The sequence below is a fragment of the Ancylomarina sp. YFZ004 genome (assembly GCF_054254355.1).
Window position 1 is genome coordinate 555,196 of record NZ_JBTCHQ010000001.1, and the last position, 13,782, is coordinate 568,977.

11 protein-coding genes are annotated in these 13,782 nt (G+C 35.4%); 5 read left to right on the forward strand and 6 right to left on the reverse strand.

Features of this window, described 5'->3' with window-relative positions; genetic code table 11:
* Nucleotides 1-33 precede the first annotated feature (33 nt).
* Together ACXR6G_RS02200 and ACXR6G_RS02205 are read left to right on the forward strand one after the other, a co-directional pair.
* Entirely contained in the window at nucleotides 34-843 is an 810-nt protein-coding gene (locus tag ACXR6G_RS02200; protein WP_458359765.1) for a cell division ATP-binding protein FtsE, read from the forward strand.
* Nucleotides 836-1,492, forward strand: a complete 657-nt coding sequence (locus tag ACXR6G_RS02205) for a rhomboid family intramembrane serine protease (RefSeq protein WP_458359766.1) — start codon at nucleotides 836-838, stop codon at nucleotides 1,490-1,492. Before ACXR6G_RS02200 ends, ACXR6G_RS02205 begins: the two co-directional genes overlap by 8 nt.
* Here the strand turns inward: ACXR6G_RS02205 and ACXR6G_RS02210 are convergent.
* From ACXR6G_RS02210 to ACXR6G_RS02230, 5 genes are all read right to left on the reverse strand, one after another.
* Nucleotides 1,489-3,291: a MutS-related protein gene (locus ACXR6G_RS02210; protein WP_458359767.1), complete on the reverse strand. Its 1,803-nt coding sequence runs from the start codon at nucleotides 3,289-3,291 to the stop codon at nucleotides 1,489-1,491. The genes ACXR6G_RS02205 and ACXR6G_RS02210 overlap by 4 nt on opposite strands.
* A 239-nt stretch (nucleotides 3,292-3,530) precedes the next feature.
* Nucleotides 3,531-4,385: a hypothetical protein gene (locus tag ACXR6G_RS02215; RefSeq protein WP_458359768.1), complete on the reverse strand. Its 855-nt coding sequence runs from the start codon at nucleotides 4,383-4,385 to the stop codon at nucleotides 3,531-3,533.
* 225 nt (nucleotides 4,386-4,610) lie between these two features.
* Nucleotides 4,611-5,402, reverse strand: coding sequence for a M48 family metallopeptidase (locus tag ACXR6G_RS02220; protein ID WP_458359769.1), 792 nt, complete (start codon nucleotides 5,400-5,402; stop codon nucleotides 4,611-4,613).
* Between the two features lie 17 nt (nucleotides 5,403-5,419).
* The gene (locus tag ACXR6G_RS02225; protein WP_458359770.1) at nucleotides 5,420-7,540 is read right to left on the reverse strand and encodes a thioredoxin domain-containing protein; all 2,121 of its coding nucleotides are present in this window, start codon (nucleotides 7,538-7,540) and stop codon (nucleotides 5,420-5,422) included.
* Between the two features lie 41 nt (nucleotides 7,541-7,581).
* Nucleotides 7,582-8,202, reverse strand: coding sequence for a CPBP family intramembrane glutamic endopeptidase (locus tag ACXR6G_RS02230; protein ID WP_458359771.1), 621 nt, complete (start codon nucleotides 8,200-8,202; stop codon nucleotides 7,582-7,584).
* Nucleotides 8,203-8,430: 228 nt separating this feature from the next.
* Between ACXR6G_RS02230 and rbr the strand changes: the two genes are divergently transcribed.
* Nucleotides 8,431-9,003, forward strand: coding sequence for a rubrerythrin (gene rbr, locus ACXR6G_RS02235; protein ID WP_458359772.1), 573 nt, complete (start codon nucleotides 8,431-8,433; stop codon nucleotides 9,001-9,003).
* Nucleotides 9,004-9,046: 43 nt separating this feature from the next.
* Here the strand turns inward: rbr and trmD are convergent, their stop codons facing one another.
* Nucleotides 9,047-9,724, reverse strand: a complete 678-nt coding sequence (gene trmD / locus ACXR6G_RS02240) for a tRNA (guanosine(37)-N1)-methyltransferase TrmD (RefSeq protein WP_458359773.1) — start codon at nucleotides 9,722-9,724, stop codon at nucleotides 9,047-9,049.
* 303 nt (nucleotides 9,725-10,027) lie between these two features.
* Between trmD and ACXR6G_RS02245 the strand changes: the two genes are divergently transcribed.
* The gene (locus tag ACXR6G_RS02245) at nucleotides 10,028-11,908 is read left to right on the forward strand and encodes a DUF349 domain-containing protein (protein ID WP_458359774.1); all 1,881 of its coding nucleotides are present in this window, start codon (nucleotides 10,028-10,030) and stop codon (nucleotides 11,906-11,908) included.
* 194 nt (nucleotides 11,909-12,102) lie between these two features.
* Nucleotides 12,103-13,707, forward strand: a complete 1,605-nt coding sequence (locus tag ACXR6G_RS02250; protein WP_458359775.1) for a CTP synthase — start codon at nucleotides 12,103-12,105, stop codon at nucleotides 13,705-13,707.
* Nucleotides 13,708-13,782 lie beyond the last annotated feature (75 nt).

A 13,782-nucleotide genomic window follows, 5' to 3' on the forward strand; every position in this document is an offset into this window, starting at 1 on the left:
GGAATTGTATAATTTTGGAAGGGAAGAAAGGCCATGCCAATTATTTTTCTAGATTTGTATAACAGTGGCTTTGATATTCTATTAAAGTCTAAACATATCTCAACAAGAGTAAGAACTATGTCTGAAACTTCTATTATAAAACTAAATAACGCTACTATTCGTCAATCTGATAATATCATTTTGAAAGATGTGGATTTAAATATTGAAAAGGGAGAATTTGTCTATCTTATTGGTCGTGTTGGGAGCGGAAAAAGTAGCCTTTTAAAAACCTTATACGCTGACCTACCTTTAAAGGAAGGCTCAGGCAAAGTTGTAGGCTACTACTTATCTATTATAAAGAATAAACAAGTGCCATTTCTAAGAAGAAAAATTGGCATTGTTTTTCAAGATTTTCAATTGCTTACTGATAGAAACATTGAAGAAAATCTTCATTTTGTATTAAAGGCAACAGGTTGGAAAAATTCAAGTGATATAAAATCTCGTATCTCTGAAGTTCTTGAGAAGGTAAAGATGAATAATAAGGGCTACAAAATGCCACATGAGCTATCTGGTGGAGAGCAACAACGTATTGTTATTGCAAGAGCTCTATTAAATTCTCCTGATATTATCTTAGCTGATGAACCAACCGGAAATTTAGATCCAGAAACCTCAGATGATTTAGTTAAACTGCTTCATGACATCAGCAAAAGTGGAAAAACAATTATCATGGCAACGCATCAGCATGATTTACTGGCAAGATTTCCTGCGCGTGTTATTGAATGTAAAGATGGCCAGGTAAATGAAATCTCGAAGAACACGGCTGAAACAATAATCGATTTCACCGAAACGGAGACTTTTGAATAAGGAAGAACCATACAACAAAAACCTTCAAGAGATTAGATCGAAACAATCTCTTATATTCCCTATTGCCTTTATTTGTATTGCTTGGTTTCTAAAACTCTTTGAATGGGGACTTGATGTAAATTTCTACCAATTGGGAATATTTCCTTTGCAAAGCAAAGGCCTAATAGGAATTATTACCTCACCCTTTATACATGGTGATTTTGAACATTTAATAGCCAATACGATCCCCATATTTGCCTTAAGCTGGGGGATCTTCTATTTCTACAGACAACTGGCCTTTCGTATTGTTCTTTATTGCTTATTCACAACCAATATTTTGTTGTGGCTAGGTGGTCGTGAAGCCTGGCATATTGGTGCAAGTGGCTTGGTTTATGCATTTGCCTCTTTTCTATTTTTCAGCGGTCTGTTTCGAAACTATTACAAATTAATAGCCATTTCATTCATAGTAGCCTTTCTATATGGCGGTTTATTTTGGGGTATTTTCCCCGTTCTTAAAGATGTTTCCTGGGAAGGGCATTTATTCGGAGCTTGTTCAGGTCTAATTTACGCAATTGCTTTTAGAAAAGAAGGCCCTCAAAAACCAAAAATTATTTGGGAAGATGATGATGAAATTCCTGAAGAAGTTTGGAATCATAAAGACCAAACTTAATCCATAATCCCCATCTTCTTCATCAGGAAGGAAGCGTTTAGTTTTTGGCTGATGCCTTGCTTTAATTTGTAATCGAAGATTAGTTGATCATCGGTAAGCTCCACTTCGAAACAGTTATTTGTAACACAGAGTGGGTATTTGTCTTCTAATTTACCGATAAGTAAATCGTGGGTGGCAATCATCACCACAGCATTCAGACTGATGAGCTTTTCCAATAAACCAAGTGATCCCAACTGCTTGTCTTTTGTGTTTGTTCCACGTAGAATTTCATCGAGAATGACCAGTGTTCTGGGTTGCTTTTCTACATGAGAGATAATCTCTTTGATCCTTAACAACTCGGCATAAAAGTAGGATTCATTATTCGACAAGGAATCTTGAATCTTAATGCTCGACATAATTTCGCAGGGACTAAACACAAGTTTTTTTGCACAAACGGGTGCGCCGTTCATAGCAAGTATCAGGTTCACGGTCATGGTGCGTAAAAAAGTACTTTTACCAGCCATATTGGCTCCAGTAATAATATTCACGCAAGGTGTATTCTTAATATTTATGGTATTATTTACTCTAAGTGATGAAGCCAAAAGAGGGTGCCCAATTTCATTAGCACGAAAGCTAAAGTCCTCGTTTGATATTTGAGGGTAAGTGATTTGGGATTGATTGTTATAAGCAAATACGGCATAAGACATCAAAGGCTCAAGCTCTGATAAAACAGGAAACCAAGTTGGAATGCTTTCTTTATGCAACTCCTTCCATTTAATCAAACGAAATAGAATTTGAACATCGAAAAGAAATAAGGCATTTAGTGTTAGCGAAACAACCCAATTGTAACGCAAATCGAAAGTATTCAACAAATTAAACAGGGATTTCAAAACAAGGCTGGCCTTAGTATCCTGATCTGAAAGCTTCTTCTTGATCGCATTTAAATAGGGTGATTCAAAACTTTCGCTCTCTGTTAATTTAATTAGAGCGGTGTATTTTTTCAATACAGAGGATGACTTTCCTAGATGAGCGTGTGAATCATTGATAAGCTTCTTATTTGCACCGACTATCAACATATTTATCAATATGGGCAACAAAAGAGAACCGAGAGTAAATGGTCCAAAGGCTACAGCTGCCAACCATGACAAACTAATCAGCGGACAGATAATAGACGAAATCTGCAAAAACCTCAATTTAGCTACGGGTTCGTCCAGCCATGCTTGTAAGTTAGATAACTCCTTTCCCGTTTCGGAAATGAGCATAGCATGTGCCTGAAAGTTCTGTACAAATTTATTCTTCTCACACAATTCCTTGATAGCCTCTTGCTTCTTGATAATCACATCCTCATCTAATTCAGACTGACAAAGACTGTTTGCAAATCGATCTTTCCCAATTTTTGTGAAACATCGATTTAGATATTGATAGAGAGATCCTGCCCCAAACAAATCGAAATCGGCAGCGAGGTGTGGGTTTAAGTTGGCATAGTTGGAACCTGTTTGCTGCTGATCAAATTCATAATTTAAAAATTTGATTTCGTTCTGATTTAAGCGTAATTTATTTGCAAGCAGCTTAGATTCTGCCGCAAGCCTTAAATCGCGCTGAACCACATACAAAAAAGATACGAAAGCTATGAATGATACAGCTAGAAACAGATTAGTCTGCTTATGAAAAATATAAAGAGCGATAAAAGCGACAAAAGTCACAAAGCTGAAAAGCCTAAACAGTGATAAAAAGAAAATTTGCTTTTTTATCTTCTTTATTCTTGAATTAAACTTCGAAACATTAGCATTGTAAAAGTCTGCAGGCTGTATGTTTTGCATATTATATTGTGTAATTAATTATCCTTATTTTCTTCTCAAAAAAATTTTAGATTGAAACTGAAAATTTCAATTTCAATACGCATCAAATGTATAAAATTCGGAAATACTGACAAGAAAAAAGAGATGCTCATTAAAGCATCTCTTTTAAGCTAAATTTTACCTAAATTAATAAATTAACTTTCTTTAAAATTCATTACAATCCCCTTAATGTTTGGCAAAACGACAATAGATAGAGGGCATTAAAATTTAAATCTCAGACCCAAAACTCCAATATTTCCAGCTTCGGCAAAAACGCCCAAAGATTTACTGAAATCGTAGGAAACTCCCATATACCCCATTCCTTCAAGTGTCATATCATCATGATCAAAACCAGCACCTAGGGTACCTCCTGCGTACAAATCAAAGTTAGAACTCTTAACCAACAAAGGCAGAATGTGAAAATTGGCACGAACTCCCGCATAAAGGCTACGGTCTCCACTATATTTGCCATCATTAAAAGAGGCATTCACTTGTAATCCCAAGGAGAAATAATTGTTAAGACGATATGCGTAACTACCCTGTAAGCCAGAACCAGTCCAATCTTTACAAGTTGAAATTCCACCAGCTACAACATGACTTGGGTATTTAAAAGCCAAGTCCTCATCTAGCAGTGTCTTCATTTCGTTGTCTGAATTCGGCAATTCTTCGACTTGAATAAGCTCCACTTCCTGACTAGGAGCCTCAGCCTTCACTTTTCCTAAAATAGCCTCTACCCTTTCCAAAAGAATCTTTACCTTTTCATTAAGCCTATCTGTCTTTTCAGAAAGAGTCTTCAGCTTTTTATCAGTATCCAGAACCGATTCGTCACCAACTAATTGTACTTGCTTTGTAGCATCAGATATCTTCTTAATTGATTTGACAGCACTAAGTGTATCAGACAAAATATCTTTTTTGGTTTCAAATGCCATTTCATTTTTAACTTCTACCACTGACAAAGTAGTATATTTAGAAGTTTTACTTATCGTCTCACTCTGTGCACTTTGTACTAAAAAAAGAATACACACGACTACTTTTACTGAACTCAGAACTGCTTTTCTTACATTTTTTCTCATCATCTTTTGATATAGGCTTAACTCCTAAAAAGGAGGTGAATAACACAAACTAACAATAATCTTAAAAATAAAAGCTTCAAATCATATTCATGATTCAGGAAACTTATATCAACACTCAAAACAGGCCGCGAAGATAATAAATATTCATTACATAATTTTCATTACAACAGTAAAAAAAAGAGGTACACAATGTGCACCTCTTCTCTTATTATTCTAAAATTTCGTTTTCTACTTTTTATAATATTTCATTGCCTCTGGTAAAAAAGCCTGTAAGTTTTGAACTCGAGTATCATCAGCTGGGTGAGTTGATAAAAACTCGGGTGGCTTTTGTCCACCAATCTCGCCCATACGCTTCCAGAAGTCTACAGCAACAGCAGGATCATATCCAGCCATGGCCATAAAAATCAAGCCCATTTTATCAGCTTCAGTCTCATGTGATCTTGAAAAAGGCAGTGTTACAAGAACATTTGAACCCGCTCCAAAAGCAGTCATCCACACTTGTTTCGTTTGGGCTGGCTTTTCGTTTAACAACACATTTAAGCCCGTTCCTAAAGCCTGAATCCCCATCTGCTGACTCATTCTCTCATTACCATGACGAGCAATGGCATGTGCAATTTCGTGTCCCATCACAACTGCCAAGCCTGCTTCGGTTTGAGTAAAAGGCAGAATACCTGTATAAAAAACAACCTTACCTCCTGGCATACACCAAGCATTAGGTGTATCGTCCTCAACCAAATTAAATTCCCAGGCAAAACCTGCTACTCGATCAGCCATTCCGTTATCTTTCATAAAGATTTCAACAACATCGGCAATTCGCTTTCCTACTCGCTTCACCATCTCCGACTGCTCTTTATTACTTGACAACTTATTATCCTTAAGAAAGGTATCATACTGAGTTAAACTCGTTGCAATCATCTGACTTTCGGGAAACAAGCTCATTTGTCTTCTCCCTGTAATTGGCACCGTAGCACAAGCTGTTAATAATGCAATTAGGCACAAAAAGAAAATTTTCTTCATCATTTTATTTTGTCTTAAAATTATTTGATATCGATACGTCTTATGACTTCGTTCATATTGGATGTCGGTAAGAAACAAGCCTTATCCTTACAAAGATAAAGACTTGTTGTTTCATTATTAAATCTATTTTTCAATAGAGGCAGCTCACTTTCTTTCTCACTTCCCAATATCAAGACGTTAGGATAAAATCTTTTATTAAACTCTTTCTGAACTTGCTTGGCATCCGTACCTGATATGACCAATTCATATGGTGATTCAATTTGCTTCAACATTAAATTCGCCCATTTGCCATGATAAGATAAGTATTTCAAGGTATGATCTTTCATGTTAGCAAGCATCTGTCCTGACAATTCAACATACTTTTCTTTACCCAATATATTACCCAAAAGATAAAGAGATTCAGCCATTGAAGCATTTGAAGAAGGGATTACATTATCCATCACCTCCATTTTTCGAGCAATAAGTGCAGCATCTTCTACTGAAGTATAAAAAAACATGCCTGATTTATCATCATAGAAATTCTGAATGACATAAGCCATCATAGCGTCAGCACGCCTAAGCCAAACTTCATCGAAAGTGGCTTGATACAGAGCAATAAAAGCCTCTAGCGTGAAACTGTAATCATCAAGAAAAGCATTTATTCTTGAATCACCCTTTTTGTAAGTTCTAAACAGCTGAACCCCTGACTGGGTCATTCTTTCCATTATGAAATTGGCAATTTGATCTGCTTTTTTTAAATAAGCCTCATTCCCAATAGCCTTGTAGGCATCAAGATAGCCCTTTATTAGAAGGGCATTCCAAGAGCTTAGGAATTTATCATCCAAGCCAGGTCTTATTCTATCTTCTCTGGCCACTAAAAGTTTATGCTTCGACTTCTTTAATAAATTGTCGAATGCCGTCTCTGACACCTGATATTTATCTAATAATTCTTTTTTATCCTTTTTAATATGAAGAATATTACCTTCTTCCCAATTAGCAGATTTTGAAACCTCATAGTAGTCTGAAAAGATAGTTGAATCATCTCCTAAAAGCTGATCAATCTCCTCTTTTTCCCAAACGTAAAACTTACCTTCCACGCCTTCACTATCCGCATCGAGTGCTGAATAAAAACCACCTTCTGCAAGAGACAATTCTCGCTCTAGAAAGCCAATAGTCTCTTCGACAACTCGTTTATAAAGAGGCTTTTTTGTTAATCTATAAGCGTTTGAATACAAACTCAGAAGTTGAGCATTATCGTAAAGCATTTTTTCGAAGTGTGGCACCTTCCAATATTCGTCAACTGAATAGCGAGCAAAACCACCTCCTACCTGATCGTATATGCCACCCTCAGCCATTTTATCCAAACTTAAAACAACATGATCTAAAACCTCTACATCTTTCGTGTAGAAATAGTAGTTCAATAAAAAATCCAGAGAAATTGGTATTGGGAATTTAGGTGCACGGTTCTCACCACCATATTTTTTATCGAAGCTCGATTTCCATGCGTTTACTGATGTAACTAATCCGGCCATCTCATAAAGGCTACTCTCAGCTTTTTCTTCAATCAAGCCACTTGTCCTAACGCCTTCAGAAACCTGCTCAGCAGATTTCAAGACCTTATCCTTTTCAGTAATATAAGCATTACTAATAGCCTTCAAAACCTTCACCCAATCATCAGAAGGGAAATAAGTCCCCCCATAAAAAGGACGACCATTAGGTAATGCGAAACAATTCAAAGGCCAACCACCTCGTCCGGTAATTAACTGAACAGCATCCATATAGACCTGATCAATATCTGGACGTTCTTCCCTATCGACCTTCACACAAACAAAGAGTTCATTCATTAATTTAGCAATCTCTTCGTTTTCAAAGCTTTCATGCTCCATCACATGACACCAATGACAGGCTGAGTAGCCAATACTGATTAAAAGGAGTTTGTTTTCAGCCTGAGCTTTTTGTAGGGCTTCATCTCCCCAAGGATACCAGTTTACGGGATTATGAGCATGTTGAAGTAGGTAGGGACTGGTTTCATTTATAAGTGAGTTTGTATGCTTTTCTTTCATTACTTTATTTTGAGTTTGAGCCTCAACAAAATTCACAGCCAGTATTCCAAAAAACACAAAGCCTAGTATTAAGAGGGCATATTTAAATCTGATTTTCATAGAGATAAATATACTTCTTATTTTTATTTATTTTAAATAAACTAAAGAGGAAGATAGAAGAAGATGCCGAATCCATTAGTAAAGAAGATATTACCATAAATGGAATGCTCAATAAAAACTACATTTAAAGATTTGCTACGTATATAGGTCAGCGAAAAAACGATACTACCGACAAAAGTAAAAACCAAGGCAACCCAATTTCTAAAAATGATATGAGCCATGGAGAAACAAAGAGCATTTACAAAAATCATCACCAGAATACTATCGAATAGGATTCTATAACGTTGATAGAAAAAGAAGCGGTATATAAACTCCTGAGTAAAAGCCGACCAAATGGGATAAGTCAAAACAAGAAAAATCCAAAACCAAAAGTTGTTTAAGGGAAGGTGAAAAAAAACATCTTCTCGAAAGATGTAAACCCACAAAGAAGATATAACCAACAAGAACAAGCTCTTAACAGCAACTTCTTTCAATGAAAGAAAAGATTTAATTCTAAAGATACGCCTCGATATATTCTTTTTGTTATACATAACCACTAAGCAGTATATAAAAACAACCACCAAGGGGATACTCTTATGAATTGGAATCAATTCAAAAAAGTACAATAGTGGCACCACAAAAAATATTGCCACAAACTCAGACCAGAGGTATAGTTTAGACATATATTGCAAAATTTAATTGAGAAACAAACCGAAGGAGGCTTCCTATTTAAGTTACAAAATATTCAGGTTTTATACAAAAAAAATAATTGTATTTTCTTATCAATATACCAAACTCACTCTCCTATTTAACACGATTATAAATTAGGCAGCTTGTTTTACTAATACTTCTATACTTCTAATAAAAGCTTGATATTTGTAAATTAGAAAACATAACAAAACTCAATTGGTATGAGCATCAAAGGAACTGAAACAGAAAAGAATCTTCTGAAAGCATTTGCAGGAGAATCACAAGCAAGAAGTCGTTACACTTATTTTGCAAAGCAAGCAAAGAAAGAAGGTTACGAACAAATTGCTGCCTTATTTTTAGAGACAGCTGAGCAAGAAATGCAACACGCTAAGCGTTTCTTTAAATTCCTTGAAGGTGGTGAGGTTGAAATTACGGCAACTTACCCAGCTGGATCGATTGCAACAACAGCTGAAAACTTGAAAGCTGCTGCTATGGGCGAAAACGAGGAATACACCGATTTGTATCCTGAATTTGCTAGAATTGCACAAGAAGAAGGCTTCAAAGAAGTTGCTTCTGCATTTAAAACTATTGCTAAAGTAGAACAAGTGCACGAAGAAAGATACCTGAAACTATTGAAGAATATAGAGGAAGGTAAAGTATTTGAAAAAGAAGAAAAAACAGATTGGTACTGCAGAAATTGTGGTTATGTGCACCATGGCACAAAAGCACCTAACAGCTGTCCTGCCTGCCAACATCCTCAAGCTTATTTCGAAGAAAAAAGTGAAAACTACTAGATAAAAGAAAAGCTGCAAAATAAAATTTGCAGCTTTTTTTTTATTATTCATCCAATAAATCAGGACGTAAACGCTTCGTTCTTTTATAAGCCTGATCTTCTTGCCAAATCTCAATTTTCTTGTGATCTCCAGAAAGCAAAATCTCAGGAACTCTCCAACCTCTATACTCTGCTGGACGTGTATATAAGGGTGGTGCTAATAAATTATCCTGAAAAGAATCTGTTAAAGCAGATGTTTCATCCCCCATTGCTCCTGGCAACAAACGAACAACACTATCAGTAATAATTGCAGCAGCTAACTCTCCTCCTGTCAATACAAAATCACCAACCGAAATTTCTTTAGTAATAAAATGATCACGAATTCTTTGATCAATCCCCTTATAATGACCACATAGGATTATTATATTCTCTTTTAGAGAAAGTGTATTTGCTGATTTCTGATCATACTTATCACCATCGGGAGAGGTGAAAATAATCTCATCATATTTTCGTTGATCAGTCAAACTTTCAATTGCCTTAACTATTGGCTCCAATCGCATAACCATTCCAGCTCCTCCACTAAAAGCATAGTCGTCGACCTTATTATGCTTGTCTTCGGAAAAATCACGAATGTTATGGATGTGAATTTCTACCACACCTTTATCTTTTGCTCTTTGAATAATAGAATGGTCTAATGGACTTTCCAATAATTCTGGCACAACAGTTAATATATCAATTCTCATCTTTTCTAAATTTTGCTCAAAAGTAGACATCAAGCCTTAGTAAAACAAAAAAAACTTAATTTAGGAAAATTAATTGTAACATATTTTTAACAAAAAGATAAATACAAGGCCTAAATAAAAAGGCATGCAATCCTTAAAAAGCTTGCCTCATGCTTGTTCTAACTCTTTAGGCAAATAAATATTTCACATTATTCTTTGATGTTTCATACATTAATAACTAAATTCGTAATAGTTGTTTAATACTCTAAACTCTATATTGTCAATTTAATAGGTACTTTTAGCCTATTTTTCAATAAAACGCACATGAAAGAACAAGATCTTACACCCTCACATGAGAATGAAACTGAGCCAAAAGCTAAAGCCTCTCATGATCAGTCAGAAACACAAAAAAAAGAAGAGAAATCTGAAACTGACTTAAATACTGACGATTTGAAATCGAATACCGAAACAGAACTTCAGGAAAAACCGGACTATGCTTCAATGGAAAAGCATGAGTTAATACAAAGGCTTAAACTGATACTAGAATCGGATTTAGATAACGAATCTAAAGAAAGAGCTGAGAGTATTAAGGTTCACTTTTACAAGAAACATAATGCAAGTTTAGAGGAATTTAAACGAGTATTCATTAAAGAAGGTGGCTTAGAGGCCGATTTTCATCCAGAAAGAGATGATCAAGAGATTGAAATAAAAAGTCTTCTTCAACAATATAGAGACAAGAAAGCTGTGGTTCAGAAAAGTTTTGAACAACAAAAAGAAAATAACTTAAAGCAGAAGTTATTTATTATCGATGAAATCAAACAATTAATAACGGGCCAAGAGTCATTTGAGAAAACGTTCCACGAATTCAGAGCTCTTCAAAAAAAGTGGAAAGAATACGGCATGGTCCCTTCTCAATCCGTTAAACACTTATGGGAAAACTACCACCATGCTGTTGAGCAGTTCTATGATTACAGTAAAATAAATCGGGAATTGCGCGATCTGGATTTGCGCAAAAACTATGAAGCAAAATTAGTTCTTTGCGACAATGCCGAGAAACTCACAGAATTAGACTCTCCTGTTAAAGCATTTAATGACCTTCAGAAACTGCATGAAATGTGGCGTGAAGTTGGTCCTGTAGACCGTAGTCTAAGAGAAGATCTTTGGCAGCGTTTTAAAACCATATCAAATACCATCAATAAGAATCAACAAAATTTCTATAATGGTGTTCGTGAAGAACAAGTCTACAACCTTCAGAAAAAAACAGTCCTTTGCGTTAAAGTTGAAGAGATAGCTGTCAAAACTATAGACTCGCATCAAGACTGGAATGAAGCCTCAAAAGAAGTGCTTGAAATTCAGAAAGAGTGGCGAACAATTGGTTTTGCCCCAAAAAAAGATAACAATTCTATTTATCAACGTTTTCGCGAAGCTTGTGATCTGTTTTTTAATCACAAACGTGATTTCTATGTGGAGCATAAAGACAAACTAAATGAAAACCTGAAGGTTAAAATTGAACTTTGCGAAAAAGCTGAAGAATTACAAAACAGCACTGATTGGAAACAAACAACCAATGAATTAATCCGAATTCAAAAAAAATGGAAAAACGTTGGTAATGTTCCACGAAAAGTTTCAAATGACATTTGGGATCGATTCAGAAAAGCATGTGATCACTTCTTTGATAGTAAATCGGAACACTTCTGCTCCTTAGATTTAAAACAAAGTGAAAATCTAAAACTTAAGGAAGCGATTATTGAGAAGGTAAACGAATTCAAGCTTAGTGAAGATAATGAGGACAACTTAAATGCCGTAAAACAATTCCAAAAAGAATGGTCAGTAATTGGGCATGTTCCATTTAAGAGTAAGGAAAATATTCAGAATGATTTCGGTAAAGCCATCAATGCTTTATATGATAAAATGAATATGGACTCTAGTAATTTAGAAATCCAAAAGTTTAAGCTAAAGCTTGATTCTATTCTTGAAAGTAAAAAACCTGAAGATAAACTTATATACGAGCGTAACAAGCTTAGCATTAGAACGAAACAGCTAGAGACTGATATCGCCCTTTGGGAAAACAATATGGGCTTCTTCTCATTGTCTGATAAGTCAAGTTCAATTCTGAAGGAAATGACAGAAAAAATTAGTCAAGGTAAAAAGAACCTCGACTTATTAAAACAAAAGATTAAACTCATCGACGATTTAGCTAAATAACAATCGTTTAAAAGATGAAATAATTATTGAATAATATCATAAGATCTATTCAAAATACAAAAGATACCTCTATGAAAATTCAAAGAGGTATCTTTTTTTATTCCATCAACTGTCTTTAGTTCGGGAAATAGTTTTCCAAAACGCTATATTTTGCCTATTTTTGCAGTTTTAATCAACCATTAAATCATCTTAAAGTGTCTGCAACTAAATACATCTTTGTTACTGGAGGGGTGGCCTCCTCATTAGGAAAAGGAATTATAGCCTCATCTTTAGCTAAACTATTACAAGGCAGAGGGTATTCTGTTACAAACCAAAAATTGGATCCATACTTAAATGTAGATCCAGGAACCCTTAACCCATATGAACACGGTGAGTGTTATGTTACTGACGATGGTGCTGAAACAGATCTAGACTTAGGTCACTACGAGCGCTTTACAAACATACCTACCTCTCAAGCGAATAATGTCACTACGGGTAGAATCTACAAAACCGTTATCAACAAAGAACGTAAGGGTGATTATTTGGGCAAGACCGTTCAAATTATTCCTCATATTACTGACGAAATTAAGCGTAACGTAAAACTATTAGGAACTAAAAATAAATTCGATTTCGTTATTACTGAAATTGGAGGAACCGTTGGTGACATCGAATCACTACCCTATATTGAGGCTGTTCGTCAGTTGAAATGGGAACTAGGAAACGATGCTTTAGTTATTCATTTAACTCTTGTTCCTTACTTAGCTGCTTCAGGCGAATTGAAAACTAAGCCAACACAGCACTCTGTAAAAGCACTATTGGAAACTGGTGTTCAACCAGATGTATTGGTATTAAGAACTGAGCATGAGCTTTCTTCTGATATCAGAAGAAAAGTAGCTTTATTCTGTAATGTTGATCCAAGAGCAGTTATCCAATCTATCGATGTGGAAACCATCTACGATGTACCATTGAAGATGCGTGAGGAAAAACTTGATGCCATCGTTCTTGAAAAACTAGGATTATCATCAGAAGGTGAACCCGAATTAAAAGAATGGACAAAATTCTTGAATAGACATAAGAATCCCAAATCGGAAGTTACTATCGGATTAGTTGGTAAATATGTTGAGCTTAAGGATGCTTACAAATCAATTGCCGAAGCATTTATTCACGCTGGTGCGACTAATGAATGTCGAGTAAATTTGAAATGGATTCACTCTGAAAAATTGAAAGATTCTAATTACCAAGACGAACTTAAAGATCTTAACGGTATTTTAGTTGCTCCTGGTTTTGGACACAGAGGTATGGAAGGTAAAATTCTTGCTGTAAAATATGCTCGTGAAAACAATGTTCCTTTCTTAGGTATTTGCTTGGGTATGCAAGTTTCAGTTATCGAATATGCTAGAAATGTACTGAAACTTGAAGATGCTGATTCATTAGAAATGAACCCACAGACACCTAATCCTGTAATCAACCTGATGGAGGAACAGAAAAATGTGACTGAAAAAGGCGGAACCATGCGTTTGGGTGCTTATGAGTGTGAGTTGAAAGAAGGTTCGAATTGTGCTAAAGCCTATACAAATTTAACTATTTCAGAACGTCACCGTCACCGTTACGAGTTCAATAACGCATACCTTAAGCAGTTTGAAGATGCTGGCTTAAAAGCAACAGGTTTTAACCTGGAAACAGGTCTTGTTGAAGTTGTTGAAATGACAGATCATAAATGGTTTGTTGGTGTCCAGTTCCATCCTGAATATAAGAGTACCGTTTTAAATCCTCACCCACTTTTTGTTGAGTTTGTGAAGGTTGCTAAAAGCGACAAATAATATAGAATTATCAATAAGATAGATTGCATTATTTATAGAGCAGTTTTCAATGAGAACTGCTCTCACACAGTCTAT